Genomic DNA, 17,267 nt, shown 5'->3' with positions numbered 1-17,267 from the left:
CCAACAATATGAATTTGACAGTTTTTTGACAACCTCTAAGGAATACGCTTACAACCCTTTGTTTATCCTAAAATAATATTTTTATATCTCCTCTAAAAATGCACGAAAAAATTCCATCTAATCACAGTATTAATAAGATTATAGTACCTTGCAAAGAACACTACTAAATGATATATTTGTAAATATTGAAATACCCAATAATTGGAACGCACCTTGTAATTCGTATCCCCCTTTTCAAAAGATAGGATTCTCAGCTGTAATTCATCATTTTATAAAGGAAAGTGATTGTTATGAACAAAAGTGAATTTTTGGAACAACTTAGTTCTTCCTTGCGGAATATGCCTAATGCAGAAAAGAAAGATATTATTTCAGAGTATGAAACTCATTTTATCAGTGCTAAACAGGATGGGAAATCTGAAGAAGAAATTTCCAGAAAACTAGGAGACCCTAAAACTATTGCTAAAGAACTTAATGTTTCATATGCAATAAACAACGCTGACAATAAACGAAGCTTCAAAAATATGATAACCGCACTATTTTCTGTTATGAACTTAAGTGTTTTAAACTTTGCCTTTATCATTATCGCCTTTTTCGTACTACTCTTTTTATTACCGATTCTTCTAGCCCTTATAATTGCCACTCCATTATTAATCATTTCACCTATTTTATTAATAGGGTTAGGATTTTTTAACGGTTTTCATCAAATCAGTTATTCCGATGTTTATAATGTGTTCATCGCTTTTTGCAGCGGTTTACTCATATCCGTAATATCTTATCAAATGATAAAACATATATACGCACTTTTAGTAAAATATTTGAAATGGAATGTAGCTATTTTACAAAGATAATAATGAATGTAAAAGGAGATTAATATGAAAAAGTATATTTTATATCCACTCATGTTACTTACAATTTTATTTCTATCAGCTTGTTCAAACAGTAACCAATCTAATGAAAAAAACGATGTACAATCCATTAAAGATGTTACGGTTAAAATTCCAGAAACTATATTTAGTTCCTCAAAGAAAAATGAAAATATTAATGAAAACGAAATGAAACAAAATATAAAGACTTATTTAGATTATAGCGGAGAGTTATGCGAAAACATCGTTCCCCTTTCATCAGCCATGTCTGATGAGAATGTCACTGAATCCGACCGAGAGAAATTAAAAAAACTAATAAATTTAGCGAAACAAAATGATGCGAATTTCCATGATTTTATTAGTAACAATACTATACCTGATGATTACAAAAAGCCTTCGAAAGAAATCTATGAATTTATTTCATCGTCTACAGCACTTTCAGTAGAACTAGATCAAGAAATAGAAAAAATCGCTCAAGATGGTAACTTATTCAAGACCGATTTTTCTTTTACAAAGCGCTTTGAGAAAGTTAATGGTAGAAAGCAAAAAGAGATTGAAAAGTTTTTGAAAGAAAAAAATATTAAAACTGAGTATTTCAATAAATAATTATATATGTAAAAGAGAAATTGAAAGATACATCATATATTCCCGTCAAAATAGTCACTAACACATGGCTATTTCGGCGGGGATTTTTTTGTGGAAGGACTATCAAATTACCCACAAAAAAAAACGCCCCCATACTAGGAGCGTCTTCCATCATTACGCTTGTTGCGCGCTATATAATTCTTCAAGTGGCTTCATGATGATTTTGTTAACGTCAGTGATAACGATGTTTAAACGTTGCTCAGTTTCCATTAACTTTGTGATTTTTGCATCTTGTTGAATGCGAGTTACAACTTCTTGTGCTTTTTGGTTATCTTCTTCAGTGATTTCTTGGCCTTGCATCATTTTTTGTTGTAAGCCAAGTTGCATCGCGCGGAACTCTTCGAATAAGTTCTTTGACTCTGCATCTCCTTGTACTGCTGCGTAGCTTGCTTTTAATGTTTGGAAATCTTCGTTTTCAGCGATTGTTTTTTGTAATTCATATGCAACATCATGAATGTTTTTTGTCATTTTATTTTTCCTCCTTTAGAAGGCTAGCGCTTTTCGCTCACACTGCCTTTTAAGTGCATTTACATACGCACCTCTTCTTACCATATCAAACTATGCATGAGATGGGAAGAAATTTCACTTTTATTTCTATACACCCATCTTTATTACTTAAGGAACAAGAGTAACAAGCCTTGAATAAATCCAATTGCCCCCCCTAATAACGCCCCTAAATATGTAATCATTTTTAACTCATTTTTTGTAATGGACAATACGAGATCTTCTAGTCTCTCTGTTGAAAATGTAGATACTTCCTGCTGGACAATTTCCGCAAGCTGTAGATTTCCCAATATACTTCCCACATTTTCTGTTCCCCACTTCAAGCCTTTCTCTACTGCGCTAGGGACCACTTTTTCAACGATTGTTTCTCGAACTGGCTCACATACTTGCTGAACAGACTGATTTAAAAATCTACTCACTGTTTCCTCTACTTTAACCGCTGACAATATGGAGTTCACAATCATTTCTTTCTCTACGAACGTTTCTAATTCTTTTACGTCTCTTCCTTTTAACTTTTCCCACTCTTTTTGCAGTACATCAGTTAACAGACGCTCTGTTCCATCTTGTCCTAAAAACTTAATGACTTCCGGCTGCACGCGATCAACTAAACTTACATTCCCTAAAAACATACCAACTAAGTTAAGCATCGTCCCGCGAGAAGCGAAAAAGTCATCAATCATTTTTGAAAGGCGTTCCTTTCCTTCTTCACTTTCCAAAAAGCTAATTCCTCTTTTTAAAATAAAAGATGCTACATTCGGAATCGCATTCTCTACTTTTTCATGAACAGAATGAGGTAACGCCTGTTCCCATGTATATGTATAGTGCTCTGCTAAAAATGCATGAATTTTTTCTCTAATAACATGCTCGATTTTCCCGATCGCCTCTTCTTCTACATGTTCTAAATTCCATTTTTCTAACATATCCCGTAACGACTGTTCATTTGTAATTACTTTATCAACTTCCACTTGTGTCCAGCGAATTAAACTGGTTTGAAACTCTTTATTTGTTAGTTTTTTTCCGATTCCTTCTGGTGTTAACAAATGGTCTACAACCATTTTACCTAATTGAACAGCAAGCTCATCACGGCGCTTCGGAATTAACCCTGGCGTAAATGGAACCTGAAACTTCCCAATATAAATCGGACGATGAGGACGAAATAACATTTTTATCGCTAAATGATTTGTGTATCCTCCAATAATTGCCCCGAGCCCTGTCGTTATTAACATATTTAACCATATATTCATCACAATCAACCTTTCACTTCTCCAAAACTATAGCATATCATCATACGGACAAAAGTATAATGGTATAAAAACGTATTTGCAATATATAGCTTCGCCTATAATGCAAACATCTTATTACTAAAGGAGTGATTTCGTTGGTTCTTGGTCTTTTAACTTCCGGGCTCCATCACGAGCAAACGTATTACACCGAAATCGCTAAGCGAGCTCGTCTTTATCATAACGTCGTTGCCCAATTCACACCGTTTAGCATTGATTCAAAGACAGATCTTGTTTCTGGTCTTATTTACGATACAGATACAGGAAATTGGATAGATCAAACCTTTCCCATTCCTTCATATATATATGATCGTTGTCATTTCAAAGAGGATGAGGAATTCCAACAAGCAAATGCGATTATTCATTCATTACACAAACGTTCTTCCACTACCTTTTTAAACAACACACTTATTAACCCAAGCGATTTACACAATCTTTTTCTTACTAATAAACGTCTTTCCCCTTACGTACCAAAAATAATAAAAGGAACAGTACAAGGAATTTTTAAATTACTACTAGAAACAAGAGATATTATTATAAGACCAATCAATATACACTCCAATGAAAATTTATATCGGGCCACTTACAAAAATAAAACATTTCATATCGATACAATAAATGAACAACATCATACTTCTACTCAATTCAAACGAACAGATAAATTTATATCATGGTGCAAATCGAACATACACTCATTCCGTTATATGATTCATCCAATGTTACAACCTCCAAATCAACTATCATATCCGATTCATATTCGAACCATTATGCAAAAAAATAAAGAACAGAATTGGAAAGTGCTCGGTCAATTTATACAAAAATCTTCATTCCCAGCACAATTTTTACTTTCAGCAACAGAACGTTCTATGTTACATCCATTTTCTAAAATTAAATATTTACTTTCTCCAACTGGCGTTCAATTATTAAAAGATGCTTTACATGATGTTGTAAATGAAGTGTTTAAAACACTCGATCAGTCCTATTCTTCATTATTTGAACTAGAGCTTTCTACCATTATGGATCAAAAAGGTGCCATTTGGCTTATGTACGTCAATACGATGCCATCTTACGATGTTTATACTAGGTACAACGACGAACTGGCTGAACAAATTTTTCATGGTCCATTAAAGTTTAGCCGATTTACACCATAACGAAAGGAGGAAATCCCCGTTGAAAGAGCACATATATACATTAAGTATTTCAGATGAGCATCCAAATAGTATTACTTTACCTTACGTTTTTTCTATTACACCACCAATTACATCCTTTTTCTTTGGCTTACGTTATATTACATGTGAAAATATTAAAATTCATTATTCATTCACGCGAGAAATTATTATTGGCGAACAGATTGCAGCCGATCTTTTACTACCGCATTCAGCAACAATCCATGCCTTCTTACACAATCAAACCATTGTTTTCGGCCCATTAATCGGGATTTTCACAACTGGCTTTAACGATGATTCTAATTCTCCTTTAGGAAGTCGTTCCATCTCTCTCAGTGAGTTATTAACACCACCATTCACATTGCAGCCATTTGTATTTGTCTTTGGCATTCAACATATAAACTGGGAAGAGGAAACAATTGAAGGGTACTTCTTTCAAGAAGGAAAATGGGTAAAAAACAAAATCCCTTTACCAAATGTCATTTACGACCGATTACCAAATCGGCAAGCAGAAAATTACAAACCTATCGTAAGAGCAAAAAAACGTTTAGAAAGCGACTATGGGATTCCGTGGTTTAATCCGGGATTTTTCAATAAATGGGAAGTGCATCAACTTTTAATGAAAGAAGATTCAATTAAACCATTCTTACCAAATACAGAAGTATTTCAACATTTTGAACAAGTAGAACGACTTCTCGGTACGTATAAGTACATTTATATGAAACCAATACACGGTAGCTTCGGAAGAAATATTCATCAAATACTCTATTCTCAAACTGATAATTGCTACTATTGTCGTTATCGTGAAAATGAACAAAACAAACTAAGAAAGTATCAATCATTAGAAGCCCTTCTTAACCATGTGTTAAAAGGACATGATTTAAAAAAGTTTATCGTACAACAAGGTATCTCACTGCTCCGATTCGAAGGGCAACCCGTCGATTTTCGCATTCATACAAATAAAAACCATTTTGGTAATTGGGTAGTCAGTGCAATCGTCGCAAAAATCGCCGGCAAAGGTAGCTTAACAACTCATGTAAATAGCGGCGGTGATACGAAATTACTTCAAGAACTATTTCCTGATTCAACAAAGCAAGTTCAAATTGAAAATAAACTAAAACAAACAGCCTTACAAATCAGTTATGCACTTGATGGGCAAGTAACCGGGAACATTGGAGAAATTGGTTTTGACATTGGTTTAGACACCACGGAAAACCCGTGGCTATTTGAAGCAAATTCTAAACCGGGGCGAACTGTATTCCAAGATGAAAAGTTAAAAGAACAAAGTGAACTTACGCGCCAATTATTTTATGAATATGCCATCTATTTAACTGAACACTCTTTGCGCGATACGAAAGAAAAAATGTCACAAATAAAATCAGATCCTTCGTCACATACCGAAAACATCCCTTCCCCTATGATTAACTCACAAATACAAAAACAAAAACTTCCACCTCCTTCATAAGGTGGAAGTTTTTTATTTAAACGAGCTTCACTACAACTTCAGTTTCCACATTACATACTCCGCAATAAAAAACATGATTGCAATACTCCTGTGAATTATTATGTGTTAAACCGTCTACTGCACTTAATAATTCTTGATCCATATATGCACTGTAATCATCTATGTAATCTACAGTTTTCCCATAATCTTGGAGTATACCTTGGCAATTTTGACAAGAATATGTTTGTGATTCTAGCGCGTTGCAAAGCGGGCAAATTCCCATCATGATTCCTCCATACGTTATCGTTTAAAAACAATTAAAAAGCCCTTTTTTTAGATTGAAGAGAGCATCTAGCCGCGCATAGACGCGGTCAGTTCCTTTTTCTACCCTACCCTGGGTTAAAACAGAACTATGCAGTTGCTCCCGATTTAATTTTCATTTTACTAAACTGGAATTTGTCTCACTTTAACAAATCATAAGTTAAGTAAGCCAAGCTGGTTATACAAAGAAAAAAACGCATATGATTTCGCTCTTAGTTTAGCCTTCTTTCTTAAAAATACAACGATTACTCTTATTTCATAATTTACGAAATGATGAAATATTTTTTTACAAAATTTACAAATTATTTTTTTGTATATCTTTCTAGGTAACATCCATACTATGAGTACAAACTTAATTACCGATGGATTAGCGCCAAACGGGGCGATAATCTGGTTCAAATCCAGCTAGTCCAACCAAAAAAATTTTTATAACTCTAAGGAGGATATATTCCTATGGCAAACCAAAGCTCTTACAATCAATTAGTAGTACCAGGTGCAACAGCAGCAATCGATCAAATGAAGTACGAAATCGCTCAAGAATTTGGTGTACAATTAGGAGCAGATTCTACGGCTCGCGCTAACGGTTCTGTTGGTGGAGAAATTACAAAACGTCTAGTTGCAATGGCTGAGCAAAGTCTTGGCGGATTCCAAAAATAAATATATATGGCAAAAAGGTCTCAGGGCATATGCCCTGAGACCTTCCTTAATTTACTGCAACATTTGTAAAAACTTCTTCGTTCGTTCTTCTTTTGGATTTGTAAATACATCTTCCGGTGTACCTTGTTCGACAACGACACCGCCATCCATGAAAATAACACGGTTCGCAATTTGATGAGCAAAGCGCATTTCATGCGTTACAATGACCATCGTCATTCCTTCTTTAGCAAGTTCTTTCATAACCTTTAAAACTTCTTGAACTAGCTCAGGATCAAGTGCTGACGTTGGCTCATCAAATAGTAAAACTTCCGGCTCCATCGCAAGCGCACGAGCGATTCCAACACGCTGTTGTTGTCCACCTGATAATTGGAACGGATATAAGTCTACTTTATCCGCAAGACCAACTTTTTCAAGGAAATAGTTTGCTTTTTTCTTCGCTTCTTCTTTCCCCATCTTTTTCACTGTAACGAGCCCTTCCATTACATTGTGAATTGCTGTTAAATGAGGAAATAGATTATGGTGTTGGAATACCATACCTGTTTGCGTACGAAGATTTACAATATCTTTCTTCGATACTTTTTGAGAGAAATCGAGCTCTTTATTGCCGATGCGAATGTTACCAGCGTTCGGCGTTTCTAACACGTTGAGACAACGTAAGAATGTCGTTTTACCAGATCCAGATGGCCCGATAATAACAACCACTTCGCCCTTCTCAACTGATAAGTCTATATGTTTTAATACGGTATTATCTCCGAAACTTTTTTGTAAATGTTGAATTGAAATCATAAAAACAAAAACTCCTTTTATGAAAGGGTTATTTTAGAGTATAACGTTCTGAACGTTTTTCTAATATTTGTTGCACAATAGATAATAAGAAGCAAATTACCCAATAAATTAGACCTGCTTCAAAATAAACAATTAAAAACTCATAGTTCATTGCCGCAATTTCCTGCGCTTTTCGGAACATTTCTGTTACTAAAATTAACGACGCTAATGACGTATCCTTCACTAAACTAATAAATGTATTCGAAAGCGGCGGAATTGATACGCGTGTTGCTTGTGGTAAAATAACACGTTTTAATGCTTGCGGGTATGTCATCCCAATTGTGTAAGCTGCTTCCCACTGTCCTTTCGGGATTGAAAGGATAGAAGCACGAATAATTTCAGATGCATATGCACCTACATTTAATGAAAATCCAATAACTGCTGCTGTATACGGCTCAACTTCAATATTAAGAGTTGGAAGGCCATAGAAAATAATAAATAACTGTACAAGAAGTGGCGTTCCGCGAATGATAGATACATAGATACGAGCAATCCATTGTAAAATACGACTACCTGAAATACGTGCGAGCGCTGTTAACGTCGCAAGTATAATACCGATAATAAATGTAATAAGCGTTAACGGAATTGTCGTAAAGACAGCTTCCTTCAGCATAGGCGCGAAGGAAGTCTGCATAATATCTATCCAAGTAGACAATCGATCTGACATCAATGCGCTACTTAGATACATTTTCACCGAACCATTTTTTCGTTATTTTATCGTACGTACCATCTTTTTTCATATCTTCTAACGCTTTATTTACTTCTTGTACAAGTTTGTCGCTACCTTTACGGAATAAGAATCCACTTTGTGACGCTTCTTTTTCTGTATCTACAATTTTAATTTTTGCATCTTTTTTCGTTTCTAAATAGTTTAACACTGATAATTTATCATTGATTGTGAAATCAACGCGGCCAGAACTTAATAATTCTGCTGCTTGGCTAAATCCTTCTACACCTGTGATTTCCGCACCATTTTTCTTAGCAATATCTGCGTAGTTACTTGTTAAAGATTGTGCTGCTTTTAATCCTTTTACGTCAGCAAATGTAGCAGGTTTATCTTTATCTTTCGCAACAACTAATGCTGCTGAAGAAGAAATGTATGGACTAGAGAAGTCATATTTCTTTTGGCGATCTTCACGAATACCAACTTCGTTCGCAACCATGTCGAAACGTTTTGCATCTATTCCTGCAAGTAAGCTATCCCATTGTGTTTCTTTAAATACAGGCTTTACACCTAAACGTTTTGCAACTTCTTCTGCTAATTCAACGTCAAACCCAGTTAATTTATCGTTTGTATCGTGGAACGTAAATGGTGGATATGTACCTTCTGTACCAATTACAAGCTCACCGCTTTGTTTTATCTTCTGTAATGCATCTTGATTAGCTGTATCTTTTTTCTCTTCTTTACCGCAGCCCGCTACAATCCCAATCGCTAATGTAGTTACTGCAAGCACTGAAAATAATTTTTTCATGATAGTAGTCCTCCAAGTATTCTGATAGGAATTTAAAAACTATATTGATTGTATGCAATTTCGAACAATTTTTCAATGAAAATGTTCTTATTTAGTTTAACCTTTTTCTTCATAATCAAACAAAATGGAAAAATAGCGCTACATACAAAAAATAAGTAACATTTTTTAATATAGCATTTATAAAGAAAAAGGTAAAACAATACCTACTTATTTATAAGTTTTTCCGCCGGTGAAATATATTAACTTCTAAGCGGACAATCCTCTCAAAAAAGAACTTGCGAAAATCGCAAGTTCTTCTAAAAATTAAGCACTCTGGTTTCCTTCCATTTGCGTTTTATACATATCGTAATAACGCCCGCGCTTTTTCATTAATTCATCATGGGAACCTTTTTCCAAAATCGTTCCTCTATCAAGCACAATAATTTGATCAGCGCTCTTAATTGTTGAAAGACGATGAGCGATAATAAACGTCGTTCGTCCTTTTTTCACAACTTCTAGCGCTTGTTGAATCATCGCTTCTGTTTCTGTATCAATACTGGAAGTCGCTTCATCTAAAATTAAAATAGCAGGATCAAAAGCAAGTGCCCTAGCAAACGATATAAGCTGACGTTCTCCGGTTGAAAGTGTACTTCCTTTCTCCGTAATTTTTTCATCTATATTGTTAGCAAACCTTTCCGCACCAACATCTCGTAACGCCTTTACGATGCGATCTTTTGAAATTTTTTCATTTTCTAAGCTTACATTGGATGCCACTGTCCCGCTAAATAAAAACGGATCTTGCAATACAATTCCCATATGTTCACGTGTTGCTTGTTTCGGCATCTCTGTTACATCGTGACCATCAATCGTAAGCTTCCCTTTTTGAAATTCATAAAACTGAAAGAGCACATTCATAATGGAACTTTTTCCTGATCCAGTATGACCGACAAGTGCCACTGTCTCCCCTTGTTTCGCTTCAAAAGAAATATTTTTTAACACTTCATCTTTTCCATTGTAAGAAAACGAAACATTATCAAATTTCACATTTCCGGTTAAGCGAGGCATACGTTCTTCTTCTACTGCCTCTCCCTTTTCCTCTAGCAATTCAAACACACGCTCTGATGCAACACGCGATTGCTCTAAGTTAGCAAGTTGATTCACCATGTTCGTAATTGGCGAGAATAACCTCGTTAAATAATCGACGAAAGCATACAGTATCCCTAGAGAAAGGAGGCCAGAAGCACTTAATGAAGCACCACCGAAATACCAAATTACACCTGTAAAAGCGATATTTCTTAATACAGACACTAAATTATGCGAAGTTGCTGCATTTAAATTTAAAATTTTATTTTGATATTTAAAATAATCACCGTTTAACTCTTCAAATTCCTTCTTCGTTTCATGTTCTTGACGAAATGCTTGAATAATTGGCATCCCTTGAATTGATTCATTCACTGTTCCGTTAATATCCGATAAACGCGAACGCATTTTATGATTGTATACAGACGCATACTTTCTATACATAATCGCCCAAACAATTAAAATTGGGATGATAAGTAAGCATAGCGCCGCCAGTTTTACATCAAGTAAAAATAGCGCAGCGAAAATCCCGATAATATAGATGATACTAGAGACGAATGTCGCAAGCACTGTTACATATAAATCACGAATCGCTTCTGTATCATTCGTTACACGCGATACAATTTTCCCTGCTGGTAAATGGTCAAAATAACGAATTGGCAACGTTTGAATATGGGAAAAGACGTCTTCCCTCATAATTTGAATAATTTTGTTTGCCGCCTTCTGTAAGAAGAACTGCTTTCCGTATGCAAATAATGATACGACTACTAATAAAGCGAAATATCCACCGCCAAGTAGTAATAACCTATTTATTTCTGGTTTATAAAACGCAAATACTTCTTCTTTCGTTAAGGCTTTCGATTTATAAACCTGCACTGCCTTACCACTTTGTACTGTAAGCACATCACCCTTAACAGAACGAGTTCCTTCAAGCGTTATTTTATTCGGTACAAAATAGTACTGAAAGCCAACTTGAATCACTCGGACTTCTTTCCCTTTTTGCTCACCTTGTTCAAAGCGATCACTTCGCTTATAAAAGGCGCCATTATATGAAACAGCATCCTCACTCTTTTCTGTTTCATACCAGGGTCTCTCTATTCCAACGATATGCTCATCGATCATCGTTTTTGCGACGAAAGGACCCGCGAGTTCTGCAATAACGAAAACAAATAGCATCGCCATCGCTGCAAAAATCGGCCCTTTTACTTTCATCGCGTATTGAAACAATCGTTTTGAAACACTCATATTTTCACCCCACTATCCGTACTTTCACCTTGTTGTCTTTCGAACTGCTCTGCATACCAGCCCCCATTTCGAACGAGCGCTTCATGCGAACCTTCTTCAATAACCTCACCGTTATCCATAACGAGAATCCAATCAGCATGCTGCACTGCTGACAAACGATGCGTTGTTATAATCGTCGTCTTCCCGCTTCTTTCTGTTCGTATGTTTTCAATAATTGCCGCTTCAGTACGAGCATCAACAGCTGATAAAGAATCGTCCAAAATTAAAATTTCCGGATTTTGAATAACAGCCCTCGCAATCGAAATCCTTTGCTTTTGCCCACCTGATAAAGAAACTCCTTTCTCTCCAACGAGCGTTTCTAAACCTTCCGGTAAAAACTCTAAATCCTTTTTAAACGCAGCTATTTCAATCGCTTTTTCAAGTTCTTCTTCAGTCGCTTCTCTATTTCCGAATAAAATATTTTCCTTCGCTGTTTTTGAGAACAAAATGTGTTCCTGAGGTACATACCCAATCCAGCCAAGTACGTTATCATTCGTAATTTTATCTAGCTTCACATCAGAAACCGCAATATCCCCTTCCCCAAGTGGATATTGACGAAGAAGCTGACGAACGAGCGTCGTTTTCCCGCTTCCTGTTTTCCCAACAACTCCAAGTGTCTCTCCTTGTTTTAATGAGAACGAAACATTTTTTAAATTTGTTTCAATTGATGAAGGATATGAAAAAGTAACGTTATCAAATTGAATGTAATCTGGCTCTTGTACAACCTTTGGATCTTTCGGATTCTTTACATCCGGTTCATAAGCTAACGTTTCATTTACACGGTCGAGCGACGCATTTCCTCTTTGCATAACATTAATCAATTCACCAATTGCAAACATCGGCCAAATCATCATCCCTAAATAGACGTTAAAAGAAACGAGCTCGCCAAGTGTCACCTTTGATTGGAATACGAGATATGCACCGTACACTAAACCAATTAAATAACTAAGACCGACGAGCATTTTCACAGTCGGCTGGAATAATGCATCGATTCTTGCTACTCTCATATTTTTCTCGTATACGTCATCTCCTAACTGATGAAACCTTTCTTGATCAGCTTTCTCCTGTACATACGCACGAATAACGCGTACACCCGCAATTGATTCAAGTACTTTATCGTTCATATCCCCGAATGCATCTTGCGCGACTGTAAATCTTTCATGCAACTTCTTTCCGTATCTATTCATCGCATACGCCATAATCGGAAGTGGTATAAGCGCAGCAAATGTTAACTGCCAACTAATTGAAAAGCCCATCATACAAACGATTGTAAGCATATATAGACTAGAATCAACGAGCGTTAATATACCAAAACCAGCTGTCATGGAGATTGCTTTTAAATCATTTGTCGCTCTCGCCATTAAATCGCCAGTACGATTTTTTTGATAAAACGTCGGTGTCATCTTAAGTAAATGCCCCATAAATTTTGAACGCATCGTTTTCTCAAGTACGAACGCACCGCCAAATAGTTGGTGCTGCCAAATGAAAGTAAGCACATACCCACCAATCGTTACCCCAAGTAAAATAAAAATATATTGCATAATTGCCTCATTCGTTAAGGCCCCTGTTTTAATGTTATCAATGGTAATTCCTAACACTTTCGGAGGAATTACCTCTATCACGTTTACAATTAAAAGTACCCCAATTGCGATACTATACCTTTTCCAATGCTCCCTAAAAAACCAGCTTAACTTTAGTAATACTGAAAACAATATAACCTCCCCTTTCTCGTTCCCGTTTGATTCACATTTCTTTACCCGCTATCCAAACCCATCACATTTACATTTCGTAAGCCATACAATTTCATCACATTTTTCCACCTTCCAAATTCTGATTTTTTATAGTAACAAGGAAAATAAACAAAAAAAAGCATACCGCCGCTTTGACGATATGCAATAGAATGCATAAAAGCGTACGTTACGATATACGCAACGTACGCTTCTCATAAGACAAAAAGGTCCTATATATCCGCACGGGTTGCGTAATGATATGAATGTTTTCCGCCATTTAACAGAGCTAAGCCCATTACATTTACGATTACAATCATTACGCACACCCCCTTCATTTATTTTCCATTTATAATCTTACAACTTTATTGAGTATTCTGTCAATTATTTTTTTCGCTTTAGAATAAAATAATCTTTTATCACAAAAAATAAAAGTGATGCATTCTGCTTATAATTCAGCTTGAAATAAGAGAATCTTCTGTAAGAAAGGGCATACAAAATAAAAAAATAGTAAGAAATCGTTTTCACAAACATTTCATTTGAAAAATATTATCAAACCACCTACAATCACCTTATACTCACTCTTACAAGTTGCTATTTTAGGAGGACTAATCATGACAACTAGCAATACGTACAAATTTTATTTAAACGGAGAATGGAGAGAAAGCTCTTCAGGTCAAACAATCGACATTCCATCTCCATACTTACACGAAGTAATTGGGCAAGTACAAGCAATTACTCAAGGAGAAGTAGATGAAGCAATTGCATCTGCAAAAGAAGCTCAAAAATCATGGGCTGAAGCTTCTCTACAAGATCGCGCAAAATATTTATATAAATGGGCTGATGAGCTCGTAAATATGCAAGATGAAATTGCCGATATCATTATGAAAGAAGTCGGTAAAGGCTATAAAGATGCGCAAAAAGAAGTCGTTCGTACAGCTGACTTAATTCGTTACACAGTTGACGAAGCACTTCACATGCACGGTGAAAGCATGATGGGTGATAGCTTCCCTGGTGGATCTAAATCTAAACTTGCGATTATTCAGCGCGCACCACTTGGTGTTGTATTAGCAATTGCACCATTTAACTACCCAGTAAACTTATCTGCTGCAAAACTTGCACCAGCACTTATTATGGGTAACGCCGTTATCTTCAAACCAGCAACTCAAGGTGCAATTAGCGGTGTTAAAATGGTTGAAGCACTTCATAAAGCTGGCCTTCCAAAAGGTCTTGTAAACGTAGCTACAGGACGCGGTTCTGTAATTGGTGACTACTTAGTAGAACATCCTGGCGTAAATATGGTATCGTTCACAGGTGGTACAAATACAGGTAAACATTTAGCGAAAAAAGCTGCGATGATTCCACTTGTATTAGAACTTGGTGGTAAAGATCCTGGTATCGTTTGTGAAGATGCAGACTTACAAGAAGCTGCAAAGCATATCGTAAGCGGTGCATTCTCTTACTCAGGTCAACGTTGTACAGCTATTAAGCGTGTACTTGTACATGAAAATGTAGCAGACGAACTAGCTGGCTTATTAAAAGAGCAAGTAGCTGAACTATCAGTTGGATCTCCAGAACAAAACAGCACAATCGTTCCATTAATCGACGACAAATCTGCTGACTTCGTTCAAGGTTTAATTGACGATGCTGCTGAAAAAGGTGCAACAATCGTTATCGGTAACAAACGTGAGCGCAACCTAATTTATCCAACATTAATCGACAACGTAACAGAAGAAATGAAAGTTGCTTGGGAAGAGCCATTTGGCCCAATCCTTCCAATCATCCGTGTTTCTTCTGACGAACAAGCGATTGAAATTGCTAACAAATCAGAGTTCGGTCTGCAAGCAAGTGTCTTCACAAAAGACATTAACAAAGCATTTGCAATTGCTAACAAAATCGACACTGGTTCTGTTCAAATTAACGGACGCACAGAGCGCGGCCCTGACCACTTCCCATTCATCGGTGTAAAAGGTTCAGGTATGGGCGCACAAGGTATTCGTAAGAGCCTTGAGTCTATGACTCGTCAAAAAGTAACTGTATTAAACTTAGTTTAATCTTATATGTAGCAGCTGATCTAATATTTAGGTCAGCTGCTTTTTAGTTAAAACCCTCCAGGACCTAATAACGAATTCTTCTCTATAATCTGATTATTACTATATCCATTGACGTATAAAAATACATTTGTTACTCTTAAACATGTTAATTTAATACATAAATCCTCATTCGTATCTCGGTGAGGTAGAGGTTGCAGTCATTAAGAGTATCATTTCAGGAGATGTAGTGGCATTGATGAAGAAATGAGAAAGGAATGATTGCCGAAGTAAGTCGTGTCCACCATACACGCTTGCTGGGTCTGCATTTAATAAGTGCAGAACTGTCACAAACGTTTCGTTTGTGGAGAGCTATCGAGAGGTATGTCGTGGGTTTCTTATAAGATAGAAAGCATGTAGCGGCAGATTACGTGCTTTTTTTGTTTTGTTTGGACCTTCTCTTCCTTATCAGGAAGACATACATATCTCCTCGCTTGACTTGGTTATACTAACTTTGGAGGTATTTTCTATGCAACAAAAAAAATGGGGCTTTTGGGTACTAACAGCTTTCGTTGTCGGTAACATGGTTGGCGCTGGTATTTTCATGGTGCCAAGTACGTTAGCACAAACAGCAAGCCCACTCGGTGTCACTTTAGCTTGGTTAACAACAGGGTTTGGTGTTTTAATGCTAGCTCTTGTTTTCGGTAATTTAGCAATTCGTCGTCCTGATTTAACGACAGGACCACAAAGTCATGCATATGCTTTATTCTCAACACCAAAAAGAAAGAAAATGGCTGGTTTCAGCATGGTATGGGGATATTGGGTTGCAAACTGGGCAAGTAACGTTGCCATTATTACATCTTTCGCAGGATATTTATCGCTCTTCTTCCCAATTATGAAAGATACACGACTACTATTTTCAATTGGCTCTTTCAATATAGAAGTTGGAAAACTAATTACATTTACTATTTGTTCTGTCTTACTTTGGGGAACACATTTAATTTTAACAAACGGTGTAAGCGGAGCTGGGAAGCTAAACTTCTTAGCAACAACAACGAAAGTGACTGGATTCCTTCTATTCATCGTCGTTACGTTATTTGCGTTCGAAGCTTCAAAGTTTGGACAATGGTACACACCAATGATCGATAAAGAAGGCGTATCACACGGTCTACTTTCACAAGTAAACTTAGCTGCTCTTACAACACTTTGGGCATTTATCGGGATTGAATCAGCCGTTCTTTTATCAAACCGAGCTACCTCTCCAAAAACGGTAAAACGCGCAACTGTTGCAGGATTACTTATCACAGTTGCAATTTACTTAGGAATTACAATTTTAACAATGGGTGTACTTCACGTTGATAAATTACAAGCTTCTGAACGTCCATTAGCAGATGCATTAAACGCTGCAATGGGTCATGGCGGCGGGAAACTTATGGCATTACTTGCTCTTACTTCCCTATTCGGTTCAATATTAGGCTGGATTTTATTAAGCTCAGAAGTACCTTATCAAGCAGCAAAAGAAGGTTTCTTCCCTTCCTTCTTCGCAAAAACGAATAAAAAAGGAAGTCCAATTCATTCACTACGATTAACAAACATTATGTCGCAAGTGTTCTTATTCTCAACATTATCAGGAACAATTGCGGAAGCTTATACATTCGTTATTACCGTATCAACACTGGCCTACCTCATTCCATATCTCGTTTCACCAATCTTCCAGTTAAAACTAGTCGCAACTGGTGAAACATATAAGAATGAAATGGGTTCAAGAATTATGGATGGTGTAGTTGCAGTTATCGCACTTTGCTATGCACTATGGGTTATTAAAACCGGCGCATCCGATATAAAAACATTTCTTCTCGGAATTGGTTTATTCGGAATTGGCTTTGCCTTCTATCCATTAATGAATCGTGATCAGAAAAAAAATAAAGAAAAGAAAAACGAGCAAGTTGCGTAACGCAATTTGCTCGTTTTTTACTTTATAAAACATATA

Annotated in this window: 15 protein-coding genes and 1 riboswitch; of the genes, 7 read left to right on the top strand and 8 right to left on the bottom strand. The window is 36.3% G+C overall.

What is annotated here, in order from left to right:
* The first annotated feature begins 290 nt into the window (after positions 1-290).
* Entirely contained in the window at positions 291-848 is a 558-nt protein-coding gene (locus tag ABH960_RS15105) for an HAAS signaling domain-containing protein (protein WP_404446213.1), read from the top strand.
* Between the two features lie 24 nt (positions 849-872).
* Entirely contained in the window at positions 873-1,469 is a 597-nt protein-coding gene (locus ABH960_RS15100; protein ID WP_404446210.1) for an NDxxF motif lipoprotein, read from the top strand.
* A gap of 153 nt (positions 1,470-1,622) precedes the next feature.
* On the opposite strand, the gene ABH960_RS15095 is transcribed toward ABH960_RS15100, so the two are convergent.
* Positions 1,623-1,976: a YlbF/YmcA family competence regulator gene (locus tag ABH960_RS15095; RefSeq protein ID WP_088035249.1), complete on the bottom strand. Its 354-nt coding sequence runs from the start codon at positions 1,974-1,976 to the stop codon at positions 1,623-1,625.
* Between the two features lie 143 nt (positions 1,977-2,119).
* A complete protein-coding gene (locus ABH960_RS15090; RefSeq protein WP_404446207.1) occupies positions 2,120-3,265 on the bottom strand; it encodes a DUF445 domain-containing protein in 1,146 nt (381 codons plus the stop codon).
* A 125-nt stretch (positions 3,266-3,390) separates the two neighbouring features.
* On the opposite strand from ABH960_RS15090, the gene ABH960_RS15085 reads away from it, so the two are divergent.
* Both ABH960_RS15085 and ABH960_RS15080 read left to right on the top strand, forming a co-directional pair.
* On the top strand, positions 3,391-4,443 hold the full coding sequence (locus ABH960_RS15085; protein WP_002010850.1) for a YheC/YheD family protein: 1,053 nt from the start codon (positions 3,391-3,393) through the stop codon (positions 4,441-4,443).
* Between the two features lie 19 nt (positions 4,444-4,462).
* On the top strand, positions 4,463-5,923 hold the full coding sequence (locus tag ABH960_RS15080; RefSeq protein ID WP_404446204.1) for a YheC/YheD family endospore coat-associated protein: 1,461 nt from the start codon (positions 4,463-4,465) through the stop codon (positions 5,921-5,923).
* A 16-nt stretch (positions 5,924-5,939) separates the two neighbouring features.
* Here ABH960_RS15080 and ABH960_RS15075 read toward each other — a convergent pair whose 3' ends face one another.
* Positions 5,940-6,185, bottom strand: coding sequence for a hypothetical protein (locus ABH960_RS15075; RefSeq protein WP_002087367.1), 246 nt, complete (start codon positions 6,183-6,185; stop codon positions 5,940-5,942).
* A 491-nt stretch (positions 6,186-6,676) separates the two neighbouring features.
* Between ABH960_RS15075 and sasP the strand changes: the two genes are divergently transcribed.
* Positions 6,677-6,880 (top strand): small acid-soluble spore protein, SasP family, encoded by a 204-nt coding sequence (gene sasP, locus ABH960_RS15070; protein ID WP_000013349.1) that lies wholly within the window; start codon positions 6,677-6,679, stop codon positions 6,878-6,880.
* 51 nt (positions 6,881-6,931) lie between these two features.
* On the opposite strand, the gene ABH960_RS15065 is transcribed toward sasP, so the two are convergent.
* The 5 genes from ABH960_RS15065 to ABH960_RS15045 all read right to left on the bottom strand — a co-directional run bounded on the left by ABH960_RS15065 (position 6,932) and on the right by ABH960_RS15045 (position 13,232).
* A complete protein-coding gene (locus ABH960_RS15065) occupies positions 6,932-7,666 on the bottom strand; it encodes an amino acid ABC transporter ATP-binding protein (protein ID WP_002010843.1) in 735 nt (244 codons plus the stop codon).
* Positions 7,667-7,694: 28 nt separating this feature from the next.
* Positions 7,695-8,393 (bottom strand): amino acid ABC transporter permease, encoded by a 699-nt coding sequence (locus ABH960_RS15060; protein WP_033706449.1) that lies wholly within the window; start codon positions 8,391-8,393, stop codon positions 7,695-7,697.
* Positions 8,380-9,177, bottom strand: a complete 798-nt coding sequence (locus tag ABH960_RS15055) for an amino acid ABC transporter substrate-binding protein (protein ID WP_002010840.1) — start codon at positions 9,175-9,177, stop codon at positions 8,380-8,382. Before ABH960_RS15055 ends, ABH960_RS15060 begins: the two co-directional genes overlap by 14 nt.
* A 303-nt stretch (positions 9,178-9,480) precedes the next feature.
* On the bottom strand, positions 9,481-11,481 hold the full coding sequence (locus tag ABH960_RS15050; protein ID WP_002140515.1) for an ABC transporter ATP-binding protein: 2,001 nt from the start codon (positions 11,479-11,481) through the stop codon (positions 9,481-9,483).
* Entirely contained in the window at positions 11,478-13,232 is a 1,755-nt protein-coding gene (locus ABH960_RS15045; RefSeq protein WP_404446197.1) for an ABC transporter ATP-binding protein, read from the bottom strand. Before ABH960_RS15045 ends, ABH960_RS15050 begins: the two co-directional genes overlap by 4 nt.
* A gap of 629 nt (positions 13,233-13,861) precedes the next feature.
* On the opposite strand from ABH960_RS15045, the gene gapN reads away from it, so the two are divergent.
* Positions 13,862-15,301, top strand: a complete 1,440-nt coding sequence (gene gapN / locus ABH960_RS15040; RefSeq protein ID WP_002010835.1) for an NADP-dependent glyceraldehyde-3-phosphate dehydrogenase — start codon at positions 13,862-13,864, stop codon at positions 15,299-15,301.
* A gap of 177 nt (positions 15,302-15,478) precedes the next feature.
* Positions 15,479-15,660: riboswitch (Lysine riboswitch) on the top strand.
* 146 nt (positions 15,661-15,806) lie between these two features.
* Positions 15,807-17,231, top strand: coding sequence for an amino acid permease (locus ABH960_RS15035; protein ID WP_002125494.1), 1,425 nt, complete (start codon positions 15,807-15,809; stop codon positions 17,229-17,231).
* The last annotated feature ends 36 nt before the right edge of the window (positions 17,232-17,267 follow it).

Origin of the sequence: Bacillus sp. RC252, assembly GCF_044909215.1 — a bacterium.
GTDB lineage: Bacteria > Bacillota > Bacilli > Bacillales > Bacillaceae_G > Bacillus_A > Bacillus_A mycoides.
Note: the sequence above shows the minus strand (reverse complement) of the source record. Positions and strands in the feature narration are given on the sequence as shown.

Coding starts and splice junctions, on each gene's coding strand:
- ABH960_RS15105 (WP_404446213.1), top strand. CDS start 291: ATGAACAAAAGTGAATTTTTGGAACAACTTAGTTCTTCCTTGCGGAAT.
- ABH960_RS15100 (WP_404446210.1), top strand. CDS start 873: ATGAAAAAGTATATTTTATATCCACTCATGTTACTTACAATTTTATTT.
- ABH960_RS15095 (WP_088035249.1), bottom strand. CDS start 1,976: ATGACAAAAAACATTCATGATGTTGCATATGAATTACAAAAAACAATC.
- ABH960_RS15075 (WP_002087367.1), bottom strand. CDS start 6,185: ATGGGAATTTGCCCGCTTTGCAACGCGCTAGAATCACAAACATATTCT.
- sasP (WP_000013349.1), top strand. CDS start 6,677: ATGGCAAACCAAAGCTCTTACAATCAATTAGTAGTACCAGGTGCAACA.
- ABH960_RS15065 (WP_002010843.1), bottom strand. CDS start 7,666: ATGATTTCAATTCAACATTTACAAAAAAGTTTCGGAGATAATACCGTA.
- ABH960_RS15060 (WP_033706449.1), bottom strand. CDS start 8,393: ATGTATCTAAGTAGCGCATTGATGTCAGATCGATTGTCTACTTGGATA.
- ABH960_RS15055 (WP_002010840.1), bottom strand. CDS start 9,177: ATGAAAAAATTATTTTCAGTGCTTGCAGTAACTACATTAGCGATTGGG.
- ABH960_RS15050 (WP_002140515.1), bottom strand. CDS start 11,481: ATGAGTGTTTCAAAACGATTGTTTCAATACGCGATGAAAGTAAAAGGG.
- gapN (WP_002010835.1), top strand. CDS start 13,862: ATGACAACTAGCAATACGTACAAATTTTATTTAAACGGAGAATGGAGA.
- ABH960_RS15035 (WP_002125494.1), top strand. CDS start 15,807: ATGCAACAAAAAAAATGGGGCTTTTGGGTACTAACAGCTTTCGTTGTC.